The sequence below is a fragment of the Aestuariimicrobium sp. Y1814 genome, from assembly GCF_050113895.1.
Taxonomy (GTDB): Bacteria; Actinomycetota; Actinomycetes; order Propionibacteriales; family Propionibacteriaceae; genus Aestuariimicrobium.
Map to the genome: position 1 here is coordinate 1 of NZ_JBNJRW010000002.1, position 21463 is coordinate 21463.

Sequence of the window (21463 nt, forward strand, 5' to 3'; positions counted from 1 at the left end):
CCTAGGTGTTGCGGGTCATGAGGTTGATTGCACGCGCCGGGACGTGAGAGGGGGCGGGTCCTCGGCAGGATGGGAGTTGCGAGACAACCATCGGAACGAGGAGCCCGCCCTTGATTCACCACCGTAATGCCGCGCTGACCTTTGAAGCACGTCGACGCCTGGTCATCCGGTGCCAACACCGCCCGATCGCCCACGTCGCCGCCGAGGCCGGAGTGTCGAGGGCCTGTCTGTCGAAATGGGTCAACCGTCACCGCCTCCACGGCGAGGAAGGCCTGCTGGATCGTTCCAGCCGACCCCACAGTTCACCGACCCAGACCCCACCGCAGGTGGTGGAGTTGATCGAGCAACTACGCCGCGACCACAAGTGGTCGGCCCGGCTGATCACCGCCGAACTGCACGAGCGTGGGCACCGGACCAGCGTCGCCACCGTCGCACGCTGGCTGACCCGGCTGGGACTCAACCATCGCCGCTGGCTCGACGTCGAGGGAGAACCGACCCGTGCGCCGGCACGGATCATCGCCCGCTACCCCGGCCACATGGTCCACGTCGACGTGAAGAAGGTCGGCGCGCTGCGAGAGGGCGGCGGCTGGCGGGCCCATGGCCGCGGATCGAACCAGGACAAGGCGAAACACCGCACCCGGGTCGGCTACCGCTACCTCCACTCCGCCGTGGACGGATACTCCCGGCTCGCCTACACCGAGTCCCTGACCGACGAGCGGGCCACCACCGTGCTCGGGTTCATCAACCGGGCCAGGGCCTGGTTCGCCGCGCACGGGATCACCCGCGTCACCCGCGTGGTCACCGACAACGGCAACCCCTACAGGGCAGCGATCGTCGAACGCTCGCTGCGGGGCTGGGCACGCCAACACCAGTTCATCCGCGCCTACACACCTCGCCACAACGGGAAAGTTGAGCGCTACAACCGGATCCTGGCCGAAGAAGTGCTCTACGCCCGGCCCTACAACTGCGAGGACCAACGCACCCGGGCAATACAGATCTGGAACATCCACTACAACTACCATCGACCCCACACCGCCTGCCGAGACCAACCCCCAGCCACCCGAACCCCGGCACGCGTCACCAACGTCATGCGCTCCAACACCTAGGCAGGTGACGGGGCCAGCCTTTCCCATGACAGACCCTGACCGGATTCGTGTCGTAGCTCACCGTTAAGCTCGGTGCGTGAACAAAGTCGTTTATGTGGCAGCGCCCCAGGGGCGAGTGGGCAAGTCCGTGATCGCAATGGGCCTGGTGGAGGCACTGTCCCAGCAGCATGCTTCGGTGGGCATCTTCCGGCCCCTGGTGCGCTCCCTGCGCCGTGACCAGGTGACCGAGACCCTCATCGGCCTGCCCGGGGTGAGCCAGGCCTTCGACGAGGCCGTCGGGGTCAGCTACGACGAGATGGCCGCCGACCCCGATGCGGCGATGAGCCTGATCGTGCAGAAGTACGGCCAGGTCCGCAGCCGCTTCGATGCGCTGGTGGTGGTCGGCTCCGACTACGCCAGCGACTTCGCCGCCACCGAGATGGCCTACAACGCCAACATCGCCGCCCACCTGAACGCGCCGGTGCTGCTGGTGGTCTCCGGCCAGGACCGCAGCGTCGCGAACATCGAACGTGCGGCCACGGCCGCGATCAACGAGCTCGCCGCCAACAAGGTCAACGTCATCGGGGTGATCGCCAACCGCGTCGAGCCCGGCGAGACCGACCTGGTCGACCAGCAGCTGCGCAGCCTGGGTGAACAGTACGTCACCGCCGCCCTGCCGGAGGACAGGGTGCTCGCCGCCCCGACCGTGCGGGCCCAGTTCGAGGCCACCGGTGCGTCGATGTGGACCGGTGACCCCGACCTGCTCGACCGCGAATCGCTCGGGGTGCTGGTGGCGGGCATGAGCCTGCCGAACGTGCTCGACCGGCTCGAACCGGAGTTCACCGTGGTGGCTCCCTCCGACCGGCTCGACCTGCTGCCGGGGCTGCTGATGGCCCACCAGTCCGAGTCCTTCCCCGACCTGGCCGCGATCCTGCTGGTCGGCGGCTACCCGATCCCCTCGACGATCAACCGACTGATGTCAGGCACCGAGGTCACCGTTCCGATCGGGTTCACCAGCATCGGCACCTTCCGCACCGCCGAAAAGCTGTTCGGCATGCAGTCGACCGCGACCGGTTCCACCCGCAAGATGGACGTGGCGCGCAAGGTGTTCGCCGAGCGGGTCGACGTCGCCGGGCTGCTGCAGGCCCTGGACGAGCAGCGCACCGAGATCCGCACCCCGCTGATGTTCGAGTTCGAGCTGATGCAGCGGGCCCGTGCCGACAAGAAGACGATCGTCCTGCCCGAGGCGAGCGACCCGCGCATCCTGGAGTCGACGGCGATCCTGCTGCGGCGCGGGGTGGCCAACATCATCCTGCTGGGCGACGAGGCCGAGATCATGTCCCGGGCACAGTCCCTGGGCCTGGACCTGACCGGCGTCCAGGTGATCAGCCCCGACAACCGGGTACTGATCGAGAAGTTCGCCGAGGAGTACGCGAAGCTGCGCGCCCACAAGGGGGTCACCCTCGAGCAGGCCCGCGAGCGGCTGACCGACCTGTCGTACTTCGCGACCATGCTGGTGCACTTCGGCATGGCCGACGGCATGGTCTCGGGCGCGGTGAACACCACCGCCAACACCATCAAGCCCAGCCTGGAGTTCATCAAGACCAAGCCCGGGGTCAGCGTGGTCAGCTCGTCGTTCCTGATGTGCATGCCCGACCAGGTCGTCGTCTACGGCGACTGCGCGGTCAACCCCGACCCCACCGCCGAGCAACTGGCCAGCATCGCGATCAGTTCCGCCGAGACCGCCGAGGCGTTCGGCATCGAACCGAAGGTGGCCATGCTGTCCTACTCCACCGGCAGCTCGGGTTCGGGTGCCGACGTCGACAAGGTGCGTGAGGCCACCGAACTGGTCAAGCAGCAGGCGCCCCAGCTCAAGGTGGAAGGCCCGCTGCAGTTCGACGCCGCCGTCGACCCCTCGGTGGGCAGCAAGAAGATGCCCGGCTCCGAGGTCGCCGGCCAGGCCACCGTCTTCGTCTTCCCCGACCTGAACACCGGCAACAACACCTACAAGGCGGTGCAGCGCACCTCCGGCGCCGTCGCGGTCGGACCGGTGCTGCAGGGCCTGAACAAGCCCGTCAACGACCTGTCCCGCGGGGCGCTGGTGGACGACATCGTCAACACCGTCGCGATCACCGCGATCCAGGCCCAGATGGACCAGCCCTCGGCCTGACCCCACCCATTCACACCCGCACCACTCACGAAAGGCCCTCGTCATGGCTCGTCTCATCCTGCTGCTGAACTGCGGCTCGTCCTCGATCAAGTACCAGGTCATTGATGCCGACACCGAAGGCGTGGTGGCCAGCGGCCTGGTCCAGAAGGTGGGGCAGGACGCCGTCGGCACGCTGGACCACACCGTGGGCGGCGAGACCCACCACGTCGAGCACCGCTTCGGCACGCACGCCGGCGCGCTGGGCACGGTGATGGAACAGTTCCGCCAGCACGGCCCGAACCTGGACGAGGTGATCGCCGTGGGCCACCGCACCGTCCACGGTGGGCGCACCTTCAAGCACACCACCATGATCACCTCGGCGGTCGTCGACAAGCTGATCGACCTCTACGAGGTGGCCCCGCTGCACAACCCGGCTGCTGTCGCCGGCATCGAGGGCGCCCAGGCCGCCCTGCCGGACGTGCCCCACGTGGCCGTCTTCGACACCGCCTTCTTCTCCGACCTGCCGGCCGAGGCGCAGACCTACGCGCTGCCGACCGACCTCAGCGAGGAACTGGGCATCCTCAAGTACGGCTTCCACGGCACCAGCCACGACTACGTGAGCTCCGCGGCCGCCGAGTTCCTCGGCAAGACCCGCAAAGAGCTGAAGATCATCGTCCTGCACCTGGGCAACGGGGCCTCGGCCTCGGCCATCGACGGTGGCCGCCCGATCGAGACCTCGATGGGCCTGACCCCGATGCAGGGCCTGGTCATGGGCACCCGCAGCGGTGACATCGACCCCGGCCTGGTCGCCTTCCTGCACCGCAAGAAGGGCTGGAAGGCCGCCAAGATCGACGACGTGCTGAACAAGCAGTCCGGCATGCTCGGCCTGACCGGGCGCACCGACATGCGTGAGGTCAAGGTGCTGGTCGACGAGGGCGACGAGCGTGCCATCAACGGCGTGAACGTCTACGTGCACCGGCTGGTGAGCTACATCGGTTCCTACACCGCGCTGCTCGGCGGCCTGGACGCCCTGGTCTTCACCGCCGGGGTGGGTGAGAACGCCGACTGGATCCGCGAGCTGGTGGTCAACCGGCTGGCCCCCTTCGGTGTCGAACTCGACGCCGAGGCCAACGCCACCCGCTCGAAGGAGGCGCGTGCCATCAGCACCCCCACCTCGAAGGTCAAGGTGCTGGTCGTGCCGACCAATGAGGAACTGGCCATGGTGCGCCAGGTGGTGGCCACGCTGGCCGAGTGAGGCGGTTCACTGGTCCAGCAGGTGGCGCTCGGTCGCCCAGCGGACCAGTCCGGCGCGGTTGGTCTCCCCGGTCTTCTTCAGCATCTTGCCGATGTGGAACTTGACCGTGTGGAACGACAGGTGGTGGGCCTCGGCGATCTGGTGGTTGTCGAGGCCCTCGGCGATCAGCCGCACCAGGTCCAACTCCTGGCTGGTGAGTGTGGGGCGCTCGTCCAGCCGGCGGCGGAAGTCCATCCATTCCTTGAGCAGGTCCGCATCGAGGGCCTGGCCGGTGCGCTGCGCGGTGCGCAGCATCTCGGGCAGGCCGGCCAGGCTGGTGCCCTTCAGCAGGTAGCCCGAGGCCCCCGACCTGATCGCCCGGTCGACCAGTTCGGCGTTGCCGTAGCCGCTGTAGAAGATGACCTTGGTGTCGGGGACGGCGGTCGTCAGCGCCCGGCAGGTGTCCCAGCCCTGCTCCTCACCGATGAACAGGTCGAGCAGCACCACATCGGGTCGCAGCCCGGCGACCAGGTCGAGTGCCCGGGCCGGGTCGGTGGTGGCGCCGAGGAACTCCAGGTCGGGTTCTGCGCTTGCCAGCTGCTGCAGGCCCAGGTGGATGACCTCGTGGTCATCGACCGAGAACAGGGTGATCACGGCCGCGTCCCCGCGGCCAGCGGGAAGTTGGCGTGCACCTCGAACCCGCCGGTGGGCCCGGCCTCGAAGCTGACCGTACCGCCGACCCGCTGCACCTCCCGGCGGATCAGGTCCATGCCGTAGTGGCCCTCGCGGGGGTGGTCGAGTTGGCCGCTGCCGTCGTCGGTGATCGACATCGTGCAGCGGTGGGCGGCGATGTCGAAACTCACCGAGCAGCGGGTGCCACCCGAGTGGGTCTCGGAGTTGAACACGGCCTCCTGGCCCACCCGGGTCATCGCCTCGGCGACCTCGGGGCTCACCCGGGCCTGGTCGGCCACCAACGGGCCGGCGAAGCTGGTGGCGCGAGTCATCGAGCCGAGCGAGGGCACCGCCAGGATGCGTTCGGCGACCTCGTCGAGGCCCTGGTCGTGGTCGTCGTTGTGGGCGACCAGGTCGCGCAGCTCACCCCGGACGAGGGCCATCGCGGCACCCAGGTCTTCGGTGATCGCGGCCACCTGCCCGGCCAGGTCGTCGCCGACCCGTTCCTGCAGGGAGTCGGCGGCGAACCCGATGCTGGTCAGTCGGCGGATGAGGTCGTCGTGCAGGGACCGGGCGATCCGGGCCCGCTCCTGCTCCCTGATCCGGGCGGTGCGGGCGGTCTCCAGGTCGGCGCGGTCGAGGCCGAGGTGGGTGGCGCTGGCGAAGTCGGCCAGGATTCGTTCGTCGTCCTCGGAGTAGGCCCGGGGGCGGCGGCTGGCGACGTAGAGCACCGCTTCGACGGGGCCGCGGTCACGCACCGGCACCGCCAGCGCCGAGACGATGCCTTCGGCCAGGGTCTCCTGCACAGGCGCCCGGTGCAGGTTGGTGTCATCGCGGTAGCTCAGTGAGCGGACCGGTCGTTCCAGGGCCCGGGCGGCACCGCCCAGGCCCTCACCCCAGGCGACCCGCAGGTCGAGGAAGTCGCGGGTGCGGATGCCCAGGGAGCGGTGGAAGTAGAAGTTCTCGTCGTCGACCGGCAACCCGAGGTAGGCGACCTCGGCGCCCACCAGCAGGCGGGCGGCGGCCAGGGTGACGTCGAAGACCTGGTCGGGGGCCAGTTCACTGGAGGCGGCCCGGGCGACCGTGCGGTAGGCCCGGTCGACATCGGCGTGACGGGTGGCACCCAGCTCGCGGCGCAGGTCGTCGAGCTGCCGTGAGAACTCCTGCACCTGCCCGGCGGCGGCCTCGTCCGGGTGGGGGCTCGACCCGAACAGCACCAGCCCGCGGCCGGTGTCGGTGGTGAACGGGATGACCACCGCGCTGTCGAAGTCCAGAGTGACCGGGCGCATCGTCGAGGCGATGCTCACCTCCCGGCAACTGGCCGGGCGCCGGGGCCAACGGACGTTCAGCTCGACCGGTTCGTCCACCGTGAACAGCGGCGCGAGAGGGCTGTCCCAGGCCACGACCCGGGGTGGCTGGCGGTGCGGGGCGAAGACCACCACCGCGTCGGACGCGAACTGGCCGAGTCGCAGGTTGTGCAGCGGCTCGGCCAGTTCGTCCGCCAGGGCGTCCGGGTGCCAGCGGACCACGCCCGCAAGCGAGTGACCCATGGAGCAAGTATGCGCTACCTCACACAGCGCCACTCAGAAGTTCGGGTAGTAGTCCGGGCGCGAGGCGGTGGTGCGGATGTCGGGCAGCGCCATGTTGGCGATGTCCTCCTCGTCGTCGACCCAGCAGTCGGCGATCTCGTCGGTGGTGGCGAACCAGACGCCGTCCTTGGAGACCATGTGCTCGAGCAGGCGCTCGTACCACAGCATGTGGTGGGGCTGGCCGACGATCTGGGGGTGCACGCACGAGACGAAGGCCGCGTTCTCGACCCGCTCGTAGCCGTAGTCGAAGATGTCACGCCAGCGCTCGTAGATGGTGTTGCTGTCCTGCTGGCCGGTCGAGGAACCGGTGATGCAGGCCAGCGGCGGGAAGTCGTCGAGGTACCAGCTGACCGGCAGCTCGATGACGTGGCTGGCCTTGCCGGCCTTGTTGCCGTTCTCCCAGTCGATGGCCCAGCGGCGCGGGCGGTAGGCCTCCAGGTCACGGCCCATCAGCGACGAGTCGTACTTGAAGCCCATCTTCTCGACGATGTCGAGGGTGCTGTCGGAGTAGTCCCAGTAGGGCGAGCGGTAGCCGGTCGGACGAATGCCGAGGCGACGGTCGAAGGTGTCGAAGGCGCGCTCGACGAGTTCTTCCTCGGTGCCGGCGTCGATCAGCGTCGGGTTCTCGTGGAAGTAGCCGTGGTGGCCGAACTCGTGGCCCTTCTCGGCGATCTTCTCGCACTCCTCGGGGAAGGTGTCGATGGTGTGGCCCGGGGTGAACCAGGTGGTCTTGACGTCGAAGCGTTCGTAGAGCTCGAGCAGGCGGGGCACGCCCACCTTGGCACCGAACTCGCCGCGGGACATGTAGGAGGGGCTCGGCTTGTTGAAGCCGCCCATCCACAGGGACTGGGCGTCGAAGTCGGTGCCCAGGTTGACGGCGATCTTCTTGCCTTCGGGCAGCTGCAGGTGGCCCATGGTGATGTTCTCCTTTGAATGTCTCGGTGGTGGGGTGGGGTCTCAGCCGACGGTGGCCGCGGCGTCCAGGTGCGACGGCCAGTCGTGGTAGGTCCCGGCGCGGCGGCGCCGGTCCTTGTAGGTGGTGGCGGCACCGTCGATGCGGTTCTGGCGCAGCAGGTCGAGGTCGACCTCGGCGGTGATCACGTTCTCGGTGTTCGGCTCGGCGGCCTCGGCGACCACCCCGTTGGGTGACCAGGGCAGGTCACAGGGCGACAGGATCGACGACTGCGTCCAGCCGTTGGGGATCGGCCCGCCCGGTGAGCCGCCGGTGGCGCAATGGGCGAAGTAGACCTGGTTCTCGATGGCCCGCGCCTGGGCGCAGTGGCGCACCCGCCAGTAGCCGTACTCGGTGAACGTGTACGAGGGGCAGACGATGATCTCGGCGCCCTGCTCGGTCAGGCTGGCCGAGCATTCGGGGATCTCGGTCTCGTAGCAGATGTTGAACCCGACCTTGGCGAAGGGCAGCTCGATGACCTGCATCTGGTCGCCCTCCTCGGTCTTCCAGTCACCCTCGGCGGGGAAGATGTGGGTCTTGGCGTGCTCCCAGAGCTCCCCGTTGGGGCCGAAGAGGTAGCCGATGTTGTAGTAGGAGTCCCCGCGGGCCTCCAGGTGGGTGCCGGCCACGATGTACTGGTTGCGTTCGCGGGCCTCGGCCTCGAAGAGGTCCTTGTACTGCTGGGTGTAGGCGTCGACCCGCGGCAGCGCGGAGACCGGGTCGTCCTGCCAGCCCTCCTGGATGGTGAACAGTTCCAGGGTGAACAGCTCCGGCAGCAGCACCAGGTCACTGCCGGCGGCCTGGTCGAGCAGTCCCCGCGCGTGGTCGGCGAACTCCTCGAAGCTCTTGACCGGGCGCAGCGCGAAGCTCGCGACCGAGATCTTGACCTTGTTGGACATGACGAATCACTACCCTCCATTGCGTGTGATGTGACATCCATCACGCTAGGCGGGCGGTGCAGGGCCATGCGTCTACACCTTGGCTAGCCGTTCGGCCAGTGGCGCTGGGCTATCGTCTTGTCATGGGAACCGAGGCACGCAATGACCTGCAGGACGTGATCGCCGCGACCTATCGCGAGCTGGTCGATGCCCAGACCGAGGTGACTGCCCTGGGCTGCCTGCTCGACGCCGGTTCACCGGCGGTCGTGACCCTGAGTGTGCAGACCGGGGCCGACGAATTGCGGGCGATGCTCGCCCGCGGCGCCGAGCACATCGTCGAGGACGAAGGCGCGGTGCTCGAGATGCGCTGGAACCCCCACGCCCACCTGCGCCATGATTCCGTGGCGGTGCCGCAGGCATTGGCCGCCGCGGGGATGAGCGGCGGTGACGCGGTGGAGGCGGTGCTCACCTGCCTGCAGCGCCTGGTCGAGCAGGGCACGTTGGACGACCTGGCCCCCGCCGCGGTGCGGACGGTGCTGATCACCGGGGAGAGCGACCGTGACACCACCAGCGACCTGATCGCCGCCCTGAACACCCCCGTACGGGCCGCCGAGTGGGAAGAGGCCTGGGAGCGTTTCCGCGACGACCTCGACGACCGCTGAGGCCGGGCCGGCCTCACATCGGGGCGCTGATGTTGAAGGCCTGCCCGAAGGCGGTGCGGGTTTCGGTGGTCAGCCGTTCGCGGGCGTCGTCGTCCAGCGCGTGGGTGAGCCGGACGACCCGCAGCGCGGCATCCGTCCAGAAGGTGACGTCCGCGGGGACGGGCGTGGTCTGCTCGTCCTGGTGGTCATGGTCGTCATGATCATGGTCATGGTCGTCGTGGTCGTGGGTCTCCTGGTTCTCGTACCCCGCGACGTTTATCGTCCCGCTGAACCGGTGGCCGTGCTCGTCGGGCCCCTCGTAGGCGATGGCAGTCAGCATGGAGGTGAAGATCTCGACCTTGTCGCCCTCGCCACCGAACAGCAGCAGCCCGGCGACCGGCTGCCAGGCACCGTCGACCTTGAGCCACTGCTGGTCGCCGATCGTGATCAACTCCTGGACCAACTGGTCGATCTCACCCCAGGCGTGCAGCCGCAGTGAGCCGTCCTGGTCGAGTTCGCGCAGCACCTGCATGGTGTTGACCTGCTCCCCCTCGGGGGTCTCGATGGTCAACTTGTAGGAGCGCTGCTCGGCGTTGACCGAGGCGAGGCGTTGGGCGAAGTCCAGCGGGTCGAGGTCACCGACCTGGTAGGCGAAGGCGTCGGGGGCGGCCGTCTCGACCGGTGCGGTGGTGACGTCGAACTGGTCGGGGGGCTGGTCGCTGCTGCAGGCGGCGGCGAGCAGGGCCACGGGCACCAGGCCCAGGAAGAGGCGGCGTTGCACGATGAACTCCTTCGGCGCGTTGAGGGGGACGCAGTCTCGAAACTACCTGCTCGTCGGGCCGAATCACGCGATGTCGTCCGATCAAGTAAGTTGGGAACCATGGCAACTGCATTGGTGACCGGCGCAACTGCCGGGATCGGTCACGCGTTCGTGCGACATTTGGCGGCCCGCGGCTACGACCTGGTCCTGGTGGCTCGCGACACCGAGCGGATGACCACCATCAAGGCTGACCTGGAACGCCAGTACGGCATCAGCGCCGAGGTCTTCCCGGCCGACCTGGCCATCGCCGAGGACGTCACCCGGGTGGCCGACCGGCTCGAATCGGTCGACCGGCCGATCGACATGCTGGTCAACAATGCCGGTTTCGGCCTGCACGCCGACCTGCTCGACAAGTCCAAGCTCGACCTGCAGCGGCGCGCCTTCGACGTGATGGTCTGGGCGGTGCTCGAACTCAGCGGCGCCGCCGGGCGGGCGATGAAGGCCCGCGGCCACGGCAACATCATCAACGTGGCCTCCACCTCGGCGTGGATCATGAGCGGCAACTACTCGGCGATCAAGTCGTGGGTGCTGACCTACACCGAGGCGCTGGCCTCGGAGTTGTACGACACCGGCATCAAGGTGACCGCCCTGTGCCCGGGCTGGGTGCACACCGAGTTCCACGACCGCGCCCAGATCAAGAAGACCAGCCTGCCCGACGTGGTCTGGGTCGACATCGACGTGCTCGTCTCCGAGGCGCTGCGCGACAACGACCGCAACAAGCTGGTCTCCATCCCCACCTTCAAGTGGAAGCTGGCCATCGCGGTGGCGACCTACGGCCCCAAGGGTTTCATCCGATGGTTCAGCCGGCGGCTCTCGTCCAGCCGTCGCAAGAAGTGACCCGCGATGGCACCCCCTGAGGAAGCCGCGAAGCGCGACGAGCGCAGCAGCAAGTACAGCAACCCGATGCAGGCCGCGGCCCGTCGGGCCACCCGGATGCTGGTGGTCAAGCCGTACGTGTGGCGCATCCTCGACGTGACGGTGCACGGGGTGGAGAACCTGGCCGACTGCCCCGACACTTTCGTCGCGGTCGGCAACCATTCCAGCCACTTCGACACCCCGCTGGTGTTCGGGTCGCTGCCTCCGCGGCTGGCCCGCTACCTGTCGGCCGGTGCGGCCGCCGACTTCTGGTTCACCAACTGGTGGAAGTCGGCCTCGGTCTCGCACCTGTTCAACGCATTCCCGGTGGAGCGCCGCCAGAAGAAGACCCCCGAGCAGCGGGCCGCCGAGAAGGAACGCAAGGCCAACGGCATTCCCGACAGCCCCGAGGACATCAAGGCCAAGCGCAGGGCGGCCTCGCACCGTGGCCTGGCCTCGACCCTGCTGAGTGACGGCATCCCGATCCTGCTGTTCCCCGAAGGCGGACGCACCTACAACGGTGCCATGGGCGTGTTCACCCCCGGTGCCGCTGGGCTCGCCATCAGCCGCAACGTGCCCATCGTCCCGTTTGCGATCGTGGGTGCCTTCGCTGCCTGGCCGCCGCACCAGAAGGGCATGCCGAAGGGCCGCCCGCCGGTCCATGTCGTCTACGGCCACCCGATGCGCCCCAATGCGGGCGAGATCACCCACCATTTCAATGAGCGCGTGCGCCGCAAGATCATCGAGCTCCATGACTCGACTGCCCGCGCCTACGGCATGAAAACCATGGCTGACTACGCCCGAGCCGTCGCGATCGAGAAGTCGCGCGCCAACAACGAGGAGAACAAGTGACCGGCGTCAAGAACCAGAAGTGGTGGGGTTGGGGCGATGAGAGCGTCTCGTACTCCATCGACAACAAGCCGAAGTTCAAGCCGTTCGTGCTCAAGAACATCGGCGTCGACCTCGATGCCATTCCGGTCACCCGGCCGAAGTTCAGCGACCTCGACGTGCCGGCCAGCCAGCTCAGCGACGAGCTGAAGGCCACCCTGGTCGAGGTCAGCGGCGAGGCCAACGTCTTCCTCGACGACGAGGTGCGCGTGGCCCACTGCTACGGCAAGGGTGTGCGCGACCTGGTGCGGCTGCGCCAGAACAACCTGGGCCGGGTGCCTGACGTCGTGGTCTACCCCGGCACCGAGGACGAGGTCATCGCCATCGTCGACGCCGTGATCGCCGCCGACGGTGTGCTGATCCCCTACGGCGGCGGCTCGAACATCGTGGCCGCCCTGGAGGCGGTGCCCGGTGAGACCCGGCAGGTCATCTCGATGGACATGGGCCGGCTGAACAAGGTGCTCGAGATCGACGAAACCTCGGGGTTGGCCCGAATCCAGGCCGGCACCTACGGCCCCGACATGGAGAAGCAGCTCAATGCCCGCGGCTGGACGCTGGGCCACTTCCCCGACTCGTTCCTGTGGTCGACCGTCGGTGGCTGGGTGGCGACCCGCTCGTCGGGCAACCAGTCCGACAAGTACGGCGACATCGCCGACATCACCCGCGGCATGCGCGTGGTGATCCCCTCGGCCTCCGCCGTCGACCGGGTGCCCGGTCAGTGCACCCAGGTACTGCACCTCAACCCGCTGCCGTCGTCCTCGTCCGGCCCCAGCGTGCGCGAAATGATGATCGGCTCGGAGGGGCGCCTGGGCGTCATCACCGAGGTGTCGATGAACGTGCACCGGATCGCCGAGGAGAAGGAGATCCAGGCCTACTTCTTCCCCGACTACGCGTCGGGCCTGAAGGCCGCCGAGGAGATCTGCCACTCCGACGCCTCCCCGGTGATGGTGCGGGTCTCCGACGCCAACGAGACCAAGTTCTCGATGGCCAACAGCTCGGGCAGCAAGTCGACCATCAGCAAGTACGTCAACAAGGCCGTCGAGAAGGTCATGCTCTCCAAGGGCTGGGACCTCGACCAGATCTGCCTGAGCTTCATCGGTTTCGAGGGGTCTGCGGTCAACGTGCGCTTCCAGAAGGGCCTGGTGGCCAAGATCGTGCGCAAGTGGGGCGGCATGAGCGTCGGCAAGGGCCCCGGCTCGATGTACGACGAGAAGAAGTTCGACATCCCCTACATCCGCGACTTCCTGCTCGACCGTGGCATTCCCGCCGACGTGTCGGAGACGACCTCGACCTGGGCCCGCGCGCTGGAGATGCATGACGAGACCGTCAAGCGCGCCGAGGAGGCGTTCGCGGCCACCGGGCACAAGGGCTTCATCATGTGCCACATCTCGCACAGCTACCGCATCGGTGCCTGCCAGTACTTCACCTTCGCGGTGGCCGACAACAACCCCGAGACGGTGCTGGACAGCTACGACACCGTCAAGCAGGCCGTGCAGCAGTCGTTCGTCGACCTGCTGGGCACCGTCAGCCACCACCACGGTGTCGGCGAGGAGCACTCGCCGTGGATGGCCCAGGACATCTCCGAGGCCGGTGTGCACGTGCAGCGGGTGCTGTTCGAGGGCGTCGACCCCGGTCACAACCTGAACCCGGGCAAGATCATCCACGACGGTGTGCCGGGGGTTTCCAGCAACTCGAGGCAGCCCGGGGCCTAGATTGGACCCCGTGATCCAGATCAGGCAGATCCAGGCGGGCGAGCACCTCGAGTTCCTCAACCGTGTCGCCGCGCCCGGCAGTGACTTCCCCACCACCGTCAGCTTCCTGCAGACCCCGGCGTGGGCCAAGGTCAAGCCCGAGTGGAAGCCCGAGCTGCTGGGCTGGTTCGAGGGTTCCCAGCTCATCGGTGTGGGGCTGGTGCTCTACCGGCAACTGCCCAAGCTGAAGCGCTACCTGGCCTACCTGCCCGAGGGGCCGGTGCTGGACTGGACCCGCTACGACGTGGCCGACCTGCTCGAGGTGCTGGTCGGCCACGCCCGCAAGCAGGGTGCCTTCGCGGTGCGCATCGGGCCGACCATCGTGGCCAACCGGTGGTACCCCGACACCATCAAGGCCGCCATCGCCGACCCCGCGGTCACCACGCTGGCCGAGGTCACCCCGGACGAGACCAGCCACGCCGCCACCCGGCTGGCCAACACCCTGGAACACCTGCGCTGGAAGGCCCCGAAGGCCGCCGAGGGGTTCACCGCCGGGCAGCCGCAGTACAACTTCTGGTTGCCGCTGGACGGTGGCGCCGATGCTGTGCTGAAGCGGATGAACCAGTTGTGGCGCCGCAACATCAAGAAGGCCGACAAGTCCGGCGTCGAGGTGCGGCTGGGCACCCGTGAGGAACTGGCCGACTTCCACCGGGTCTACCTCGAGACCGCCGAACGCGACCACTTCACCGGACGACCGCTGGCCTACTTCGAGACCATGTGGGACGCGCTGCGCGATGAGGACGAGCAGCGGATGTCGCTCTACCTGGCCCATCACGAGGGTGACCTGGTCGCGGCCACCACGTTCGTCCAGGTCGGTCGGCACACCTGGTACTCCTACGGCGCCTCGACCAACGCCAAGCGCGAGGTGCGCGGCTCGAACCGCATCCAGTGGCAGATGATCCAGGATGCGATCGCCGCCGGCGCCGAGGTCTACGACCTGCGCGGCATCACCCCGGCCGTCGCCGAGGACCACCCCGAGATCGGGCTGATCCAGTTCAAGGTCGGCACCGGCGGCCAGGCCGTCAGCTACGTCGGCGAGTGGGACAAGCCCATCAACCCAGTGCTCTACCGGGCATTCATGGCCTACATGGAACGGCGCAAGTGAGATGACCCTGACACTGCACCTTGATGCCGCCGGCTGGCGGGAGCACCTGCAGTCGGTGCGCAATGACGTGCCCGGGCTGGTGCCAGTCGCCAAGGGCAACGGCTACGGCTTCGGGCTGGCCCGGCTCGCCGCCGAAACCAGCGCCCTCGGCGTGGACACCCTGGCTGTCGGCACCTCACTGGAGGTCGACCAGGTACGCGCCGGCGGCTGGGACGGCGACATCGTCGTGCTGACCCCGTGGTCACGCCACGACCCGGTGGCCACGGCACTGCTCGGTGACCCGCAGGTGATCACCACCGTCAGCCGTGTCGACGACCTGACCACGATCCTCGAACTCAACCCGCAGGCCCGCCTGCTCGCCGAGCTGCTGACCTCGATGAAACGCCACGGGCTGGGCCGGGCAGACCTGCCGGCCCTGCGCAGCCTGGCGCCCGTGGCGCGGTTCGAGGGCTGGACGATCCACCTGCCGATGCGCAGCCCCGACCCGCTGGCCGAGGCCCGTGAACTGGCCACCGCCGCCCAGGCCGCCGTCGAAGCGCCGGTGTGGCTCAGCCACCTGCCGTTGGACGACTACGCCACGCTGCGCTCCGAACTGAATGTGGAGGCACGTCTGCGGATGGGCACGGCCCTGTGGCTGGGTGCCCCGAAGACCCGCCGGACCACCGCCCGCGTGCTCGACCTGCACCCGGTGCGCCGCGGGGAACGGGTCGGCTACTGGCAGCGGCGAGCCAGCCGCGACGGCTGGGTGGTCGTCGTCTCCGGTGGCACCGCCAACGGCGTGGCGCTGAGCGCCCCCACCTCGGCGGCGAGCCTGAAGCAACGCGCCGTGGCCCTGGCCACCGGTGCCCTGGACGCCTCCGGGCATGCGCTCAGCCCCTACACGATCGCCGGTCGCAAGCGCAGCTTCGTCGAGCCGCCGCACATGCAGTCGAGCCTGGTCTTCCTGCCCGGCGCCGCCGGGGTCGCCATCGGCGACGAAGTGCCCGTCGAGCTGCGGCTGACCACCGCCACGGTCGACCAGGTGGTCGACGAGTAGGGCTGCTCAGTCCTTCGCGGGGCGGAACCGGCGACTGGCCAGCACCGCCACCACGGCAGCCACGGCCGTCCAGCCGAGCATGGTGGCGACCTGCCCACCGGCCGAGCCACCGCCCGACAGGGTGATCCTCAGGCCGTCGAGCATCGGGCTGGTCACGGCCACCTCACGCACCACGTCGAGCCACGTCGGCGAGGTGGGCATGAACGCCAGCACCGTGATGCCGAGCAGGGTGAGCCCCGCCCAGACCCCGCCGGGCCCGATCGCCAGCCGCAGCGCCTCGGCGACCACGGCCGCCGCCAGGCTGGCCACCAGCACCACCGCGACCACTGGCACGGCGGCCGCGGTGGTCTGCGGCACCAGCCAGGCGCTCACTGCCCCACCCACCAGTGCGGTGGTCGCCACGGTCGCGATCACGGTGGCACCGCGCCGGCCGGTGAACAGCTTGGCGGTGATGAAGGTGCCGGCGAGACCGCCGACCCAGATGGCGATGGTGGCCACCAGGGCCGTCCAGCCGAGGTTGTCGACCGCATCGGGTTCGGGGGCCGGCTGGTCCACCAGCAGGGAGGTCACCCGTTGCCGCTCGGTCTCGTCGAGGCTGGGCCAGTTGCTGTTCTGCAGGGTGGTGACATGGCCCTGGGAGTCCTGCTTGACCTGCCCGGTCGTGGTGCGCAGCTGCTGCACCTGGGTGGCCAGCGCGCGGGCCGCAGCCTGGGCCTCGGCGGTCGAACCGCTCAACCGGTTGAGCCGCTCGTCCTGCTCGTCGATGGTGGTCTTGGCCCCGTCGAGTTCGGTCTGCAGTTGCTGCTGCTCGGCCTGCAACTGCTGCAGGGTGGCACGCAGCCCGGCGCCGGTGGACTCGAGGTCGGTGGTCTGTTCGCGCAGGGTGGCGACGACGCCGGTCAGGCCCTCGAGCTTGCCGCTGAGGTCGGCGACGGTCGCGGTCAGCGCCGCGATCTGCGCGTCCTGCTGGGTGAGGGTCTCGTTCACCGACTGCGCGGCCGTCGACAACTGCTGCACGGTGGGGCTGTCGCTGTCGAGGGCCTGCAGCGCCGCGGTCTGTTCGGTCGAATCGGACGCCAGGGTCTCGGCGGTGGTCGACAACAGCTCTGCCTCACCGGCGATCTCGGTGACCTTCTCGATCACCTCGGCCGGCGGGGTGCCGTTGGCGATGGCGTTCTGCAGCGCCACCACGGCATTGCGGGCGGCCTTGAGCAGCTCATCGCGGCCGTCGCGGACAGCGGTGACGCTGGTCAGGTTCTGCGCGGCCTTGGCGCGCAGCTCGGCGGACTTGTCGTTGATGCTGGTCTCATCGAGTTCTGCCAGGGACAGGTCGAGGCCGGTCACCACCCCGGCGCGCCAGGCCTGGCAGTCGCGGCCGCCGCCCTGGTCACCGAGGTAGGGGCACTTCACGGGCAGGTCGTCCTGGTTGCCGACGCCGGGGCGGGCGTAGCGCTGCCGCAGGTCGGTGAGCCGGTCACGCAGGTCGCCCATCCCGCTGTCGTGCTGGTCTGCCAGCGACTTCAGTTCGGTGGCCAGCGTGACCGCGGTGTCGGCGGAGTCGTCAGTTTCGAGCTGGTTCACCAGGGCCTGCAGCGCGGCGAGCGCGGCCTCCAGCGAGGTGTCGTCGTCCTGGTCGGCCTTCCTCAGCGACTTCGGCACGTTCGAACCCTGCCCGGTGGCGCTGGTGACGTCCTTCAGCTGGGTACTGAGGCTGGCGAGCTGGGTCTTCATGCCGCGCAGGCTCGCATCGATGCCGCGCTGGCGCTGGGCAGCGGCCGCCACCGAGGTGGTGTAGCCGCTGACCCCGGCCTGTTGGTCGGTGGCCTGCTGGTCGAGCTGCTTGGCGAGCCGGTCGAGCTCTGCGATGGTGCTGGCGCTGGCCTGCCCGGCCAGCCGGGAACTCTCCGCCTCGGCGGCGGCGTTGGCGATGGCCAACCGGGCCTCCAGGCTGAGCGCGCCGCTGGTGCCGGCCTGCTGGGTGGCGTTGGTGAGGGTCTGGTTCGTGGTGGTCAGGCTCGGCAGCCCGGGGCCGTTCCCGAGGCGACCGGTCTGCTCACCGATCCGGCCCAGGGTGGTGTCCACCTCACCGGCCTGCTGTTCGACCTGCTTGCCCTGGTCGTCGAGTTCGCCGGCGGTCTTGGCCAGCGCGCCGGCCTGGTCACTTGCCGCCTTGAAGGCCGAGTTCGCGTCGCTGAAGGTCAGGTACACCCGGTCGACCACCGCCGCACCGACGGTCTGGCTGGTCGCCCGCGCGACCGCAAAGTTGACCTGCGGCTGGGCGGCCGGCGTCATGGACGAGCTGACGACCCGCACCTGCGGTTCGGCCGGCCCCCCGGCGGCGGCGGCCAGGGTCTTGGCGGTGAAGTCGGCCGGGACGGTCGCGACGGCGGCGTAGCGGCCCGATTGCACTCCCCGGCGGGCATCGGCCTCGGTGACCTGCACCCAGCGCACCTCGCCCGACTCCTCGACCAGGTGGCTGACCAGGCTGCGGCCCAACGCCATCGTGGTGCCGTCCACGGCCTGGGCGACATCGAGGTCGACGACCGCAGCGGTCACACGCTGCCCGGTCGGCGAGGGATTCTCGGTGGCGAGCAGCGGCACCAGGATGAGTGACGGAATCACCACCACCAACAGCAACCCCGCGAACAGACGCAGGGCAGGGCCGAAGCGCATGTGACTGGGTCCCTCCTGTTCGCGGGCGTGAGTATGGGCCACGAAACACGATAGGGGGCGGTTTTCGTGCAGAAGGTGCCGGGGTTGAAGATCATCAGTGAGACTTCATCCAGCCCGTGACGATAGACTGCCACAGTTCACGTCCCTGCCCGAAAGGTAGTCGTCCATGGCACGACCTTCAGTGCGAACCATCCTGATTCGCGCCGGACTCGCGGTCTGGGACATGGCCTCCTGGGCGTTGGCCACGACCTTCATGGTCGCCGAACGCTACAACTTCCACGTGCTGACCGCCGACGAGCGCCAGGTGATCTACCAGTACGCCGTCCTGGCGATGGCGTTGCAGCTGGTGATCGGGTTCCTCACGAAGCTGTACCGGGGTCGGCACACCATCGGCAGTTTCGACGAGGCCGTCAACATCGCCGCGGTGACCATCATCATCGGCGGCGGCCTGATGGGCTTCTTCTACTTCTTCGCTCCCCCGGGCTACCCGCGTGGGGTGACGGTGCTGGTGCCTTTCGGCGCGGTGGTGCTGATGACCGCCGGTCGGTTCGTGATCCGCACGATCTTCTCCTCGATCAACTCCTCCACCCGTGACAAGGCGCAGGACGTGATCGTCTACGGCGCCGGCAACGCCGGCCAGCAGTTGGCCCGGCTGCTGGCCTACGACCCCGACGCACCATACCGGATCGTCGGTTTCGTCGACGACGACCGCGACAAGCGCCACCTGCGCATCCATGGGGCGCGGGTGCTGGGCACCGGTGACGACCTGGTGAAGGTGGCCAATCGCGCCGGGGTGCAGACCGTGGTGGTGGCCATCCCCACCGCGAAGCGTGAGCTGATGCGTCGGGTCTCGAGCATGACCGAGCCCGAGGGCATCAACGTGCTGGTGATGCCCAACACCCAGGAACTGATCCACGGCAATGTGACCCTGAACCAGTTGCACCAGCTCGACGTGGCCGACCTGCTGGGCCGCTCGCAGATCAAGACCGACCTCAGCTCGATCGCCGGTTACCTGAGCGGACGAGTGGTCCTGGTGACCGGTGCCGGCGGTTCGATCGGTTCCGAGATCGCCCGCCAGGTGCACAAGTTCGGCCCCAAGGAACTGGTCATGCTCGACCGGGACGAGTCGCTGCTGCACGGGGTGCAGTTGTCAATCTACAAGCAGGGCCTGCTGGACACCCCCAACATGGTGCTGTGCGACATCCGCGACGCCGAGGCGCTCGACCGGGTCTTCGCCGACCACCGGCCCGACGTGGTCTTCCACGCCGCGGCGCTGAAGCACCTGCCGATGCTGGAGCAGTACCCGATGGAGGGCTGGAAGACCAACGTCGAGGGCTCGCTGAACCTGCTGCGGATGGCCGAGAAGTACGAGGTGACGCGCTTCGTCAACGTGTCGACCGACAAGGCCGCCGATGCCACCTCGGTGCTGGGCAAGACCAAGCGGATCGCCGAGGAGCTGACCGCCCACTACGCCCGGAAGACAGGGCGCACCTACCTGAGTGTGCGCTTCGGCAATGTGCTGGGTTCGCGGGGTTCGATGCTGCACACCTTCACCAACCAGATCGAGCAGGGTGGGCCGATCACGGTCACCCACCCCGACATCACCCGCTACTTCATGACCATCCCCGAGGCCTGTGAGCTGGTCATCCAGGCCGGTGCGATCGGTGAGCCCGGTGACGTGCTGGTGCTCGACATGGGTGAACCGGTCAAGATCCTCGACGTGGCCAAGGGCCTGATCGCCCGCTCCGGCAAGGACATCAAGATCATCTTCACTGGCCTTCGCCCGAACGAGAAGATGCACGAGGTGCTGTTCAGCGGCGACGAGGACTCCAAACCGACCAGCCACCCGATGATCGAGCAGGTGCAGGTGCCGCCGCTCGACCCGGCGCGCCTCGACGAGATCGACGGGAACAACCCGGAGGACATGGAGAAGCTGACCGCGCAGACCACCGCCGAGGCGGCCCGGCTGCGCAACCTGGAACAGGCCGGGATCAACGCCTCACAGCAGTGAGCGGGTCAGCCTGACCAGTTCCCCGGCCTGCTCCTCGAAGGTGAAGTGCTCCTCGAGGTAGGCCCTTCCCTGCGCCCCCAGGGCGGCGCAGTGCTGCGGGTCGGCCAGCAGGTCGGCCATCGCGGTGACCACCGCGTCCTCGTCCTGCGAATCGACGAACTGCCCGCCGGCCGGGAACATCGTCCGCCAGGCCGGGAAGTCGCTGCCCAGGAAGGGGACGCCGCCGGCCATGTACTCGAACAGCTTGGTGGGCAGGCTGGTGACGTAGTTGGGCAGCGGCTCGAGCAGGATCAGCCCCAGCTGTGCCGAGGCCACCACCGCCGGGATGCTGGTCGGTTCGAGCTGGCCCAGGTAGGTGACCGCCTCATCGTCGGACTGTTCTTCCAGCATGGCCTTCACCGCCGGACGAGCCCGGCCGGCGAGCACCAGGTGTGCCTGCGGCACCCGTTCGCGCGCGCGGCGCGTCGCGGCGATCATCAGGCTCACCTTGCGTTCCTCGGTGAGGTCACCGACGTAGACCATGCGCCCGGGCACGGGCTGCGGGTGCGACCCGAAGTCGCTGAGCCAGGGGTAGTTGCGCACCACGGTAGTGTTCGGGTTCCGGAAGCACTGGGCGACTTCGGGGGTTGCGGCGACGATGGCGTCCATGCCCCTGTCGGCCCAGCCGACCAGGCCCTTCGACAGCAGCCGCATCACCGGCCGCACGCCGCGGTGCAGGTACTTCTTGGTCGAGATCTGCTTGACCAGGTCTTCGTGGGCGTCGTAGACCGCGCGGGCGCGGTGGGTGGTCTTCCACAGCCAGACCATCGGGACGAGTTCGGGGTCGTGGATGTGCACCAGCCGAGGCTTGAGCCGGCTGAGCAGCTTCCAGGCCTTGACCTGGCTGCCGGTGACCCGGGCCACCCGGTTGCGGGGCCGCGGCAGGGCGTAGACGGGGAACGCGCCGCTGGCGTCGTCCGCCTCACCCCGGATGCCGAGACCGACGTCGACCCCCGCCCTGGCCAGGCCGAGCGCCTCCTTGTTGCGGACGCGGTTGTCGTGCGAGTCGTGCACCGTGGACAGGTGCAGGACCTGCACGTGGTCGGGCACGCGGGCCGCGGGATCAGTAGTGTTCACCGCCTGTC

General features: G+C 68.5%; 17 protein-coding genes. 10 read left to right on the forward strand and 7 right to left on the reverse strand.

From position 1 onward, the window contains the following. The first annotated feature begins 113 nt into the window (after window positions 1–113). The 3 genes from ACQE3C_RS02270 (at window position 114) to ACQE3C_RS02280 (ending at window position 4489) form a co-directional block, all read left to right on the forward strand. Window positions 114–1106 carry an IS481 family transposase gene (locus ACQE3C_RS02270; RefSeq protein WP_434537931.1) on the forward strand — a complete coding sequence of 331 codons (993 nt, stop codon included), beginning with the start codon at window positions 114–116 and terminating at the stop codon, window positions 1104–1106. 76 nt (window positions 1107–1182) lie between these two features. Continuing rightward, a complete protein-coding gene (pta, locus tag ACQE3C_RS02275; protein ID WP_434537581.1) occupies window positions 1183–3255 on the forward strand; it encodes a phosphate acetyltransferase in 2073 nt (690 codons plus the stop codon). Between the two features lie 43 nt (window positions 3256–3298). Then, on the forward strand, window positions 3299–4489 hold the full coding sequence (locus ACQE3C_RS02280; RefSeq protein WP_434537582.1) for an acetate/propionate family kinase: 1191 nt from the start codon (window positions 3299–3301) through the stop codon (window positions 4487–4489). Between the two features lie 6 nt (window positions 4490–4495). On the opposite strand, the gene ACQE3C_RS02285 is transcribed toward ACQE3C_RS02280, so the two are convergent. The 4 genes from ACQE3C_RS02285 to ACQE3C_RS02300 are packed head-to-tail and all read right to left on the reverse strand — an operon-like array spanning window position 4496 to window position 8580. Next, window positions 4496–5122, reverse strand: coding sequence for a response regulator (locus ACQE3C_RS02285; protein WP_434537583.1), 627 nt, complete (start codon window positions 5120–5122; stop codon window positions 4496–4498). Next, window positions 5119–6690: a GAF domain-containing protein gene (locus ACQE3C_RS02290; RefSeq protein WP_434537584.1), complete on the reverse strand. Its 1572-nt coding sequence runs from the start codon at window positions 6688–6690 to the stop codon at window positions 5119–5121. Before ACQE3C_RS02290 ends, ACQE3C_RS02285 begins: the two co-directional genes overlap by 4 nt. 33 nt (window positions 6691–6723) lie before the next feature. After that, window positions 6724–7644, reverse strand: a complete 921-nt coding sequence (locus ACQE3C_RS02295; protein WP_434537585.1) for a polysaccharide deacetylase family protein — start codon at window positions 7642–7644, stop codon at window positions 6724–6726. 42 nt (window positions 7645–7686) lie between these two features. Further along, window positions 7687–8580 (reverse strand): carbon-nitrogen hydrolase family protein, encoded by an 894-nt coding sequence (locus ACQE3C_RS02300; RefSeq protein WP_434537586.1) that lies wholly within the window; start codon window positions 8578–8580, stop codon window positions 7687–7689. 122 nt (window positions 8581–8702) lie between these two features. Here ACQE3C_RS02300 and ACQE3C_RS02305 point away from each other — a divergent pair, with 122 nt between their 5' ends. Then, a complete protein-coding gene (locus tag ACQE3C_RS02305) occupies window positions 8703–9221 on the forward strand; it encodes a hypothetical protein (protein ID WP_434537587.1) in 519 nt (172 codons plus the stop codon). A gap of 13 nt (window positions 9222–9234) precedes the next feature. On the opposite strand, the gene ACQE3C_RS02310 is transcribed toward ACQE3C_RS02305, so the two are convergent. Continuing rightward, a complete protein-coding gene (locus tag ACQE3C_RS02310; protein ID WP_434537588.1) occupies window positions 9235–9981 on the reverse strand; it encodes a hypothetical protein in 747 nt (248 codons plus the stop codon). Window positions 9982–10080: 99 nt separating this feature from the next. Here ACQE3C_RS02310 and ACQE3C_RS02315 point away from each other — a divergent pair, with 99 nt between their 5' ends. The 5 genes from ACQE3C_RS02315 to ACQE3C_RS02335 are packed head-to-tail and all read left to right on the forward strand — an operon-like array spanning window position 10081 to window position 15655. Then, entirely contained in the window at window positions 10081–10857 is a 777-nt protein-coding gene (locus ACQE3C_RS02315; protein WP_434537589.1) for an SDR family NAD(P)-dependent oxidoreductase, read from the forward strand. Window positions 10858–10863: 6 nt separating this feature from the next. Beyond that, window positions 10864–11727, forward strand: coding sequence for a lysophospholipid acyltransferase family protein (locus ACQE3C_RS02320; protein ID WP_434537590.1), 864 nt, complete (start codon window positions 10864–10866; stop codon window positions 11725–11727). Then, window positions 11724–13475 carry an FAD-binding oxidoreductase gene (locus ACQE3C_RS02325; protein ID WP_434537591.1) on the forward strand — a complete coding sequence of 584 codons (1752 nt, stop codon included), beginning with the start codon at window positions 11724–11726 and terminating at the stop codon, window positions 13473–13475. The genes ACQE3C_RS02320 and ACQE3C_RS02325 overlap by 4 nt, the downstream gene beginning before the upstream one ends. Before the next feature lie 10 nt (window positions 13476–13485). Further along, a complete protein-coding gene (locus ACQE3C_RS02330; protein WP_434537592.1) occupies window positions 13486–14619 on the forward strand; it encodes a lipid II:glycine glycyltransferase FemX in 1134 nt (377 codons plus the stop codon). Window position 14620: 1 nt separating this feature from the next. After that, window positions 14621–15655, forward strand: a complete 1035-nt coding sequence (locus tag ACQE3C_RS02335; RefSeq protein WP_434537593.1) for an alanine racemase — start codon at window positions 14621–14623, stop codon at window positions 15653–15655. Window positions 15656–15661: 6 nt separating this feature from the next. On the opposite strand, the gene ACQE3C_RS02340 is transcribed toward ACQE3C_RS02335, so the two are convergent. Then, complete coding sequence (locus tag ACQE3C_RS02340; protein WP_434537594.1) at window positions 15662–18328, reverse strand: hypothetical protein; 2667 nt, start codon at window positions 18326–18328, stop codon at window positions 15662–15664. A 166-nt stretch (window positions 18329–18494) separates the two neighbouring features. On the opposite strand from ACQE3C_RS02340, the gene ACQE3C_RS02345 reads away from it, so the two are divergent. After that, window positions 18495–20339 carry a polysaccharide biosynthesis protein gene (locus ACQE3C_RS02345; protein WP_434537595.1) on the forward strand — a complete coding sequence of 615 codons (1845 nt, stop codon included), beginning with the start codon at window positions 18495–18497 and terminating at the stop codon, window positions 20337–20339. Here the strand turns inward: ACQE3C_RS02345 and ACQE3C_RS02350 are convergent. Further along, a complete protein-coding gene (locus ACQE3C_RS02350; protein WP_434537596.1) occupies window positions 20328–21455 on the reverse strand; it encodes a glycosyltransferase family 4 protein in 1128 nt (375 codons plus the stop codon). The genes ACQE3C_RS02345 and ACQE3C_RS02350 overlap by 12 nt on opposite strands. Between the last annotated feature and the right edge of the window lie 8 nt (window positions 21456–21463).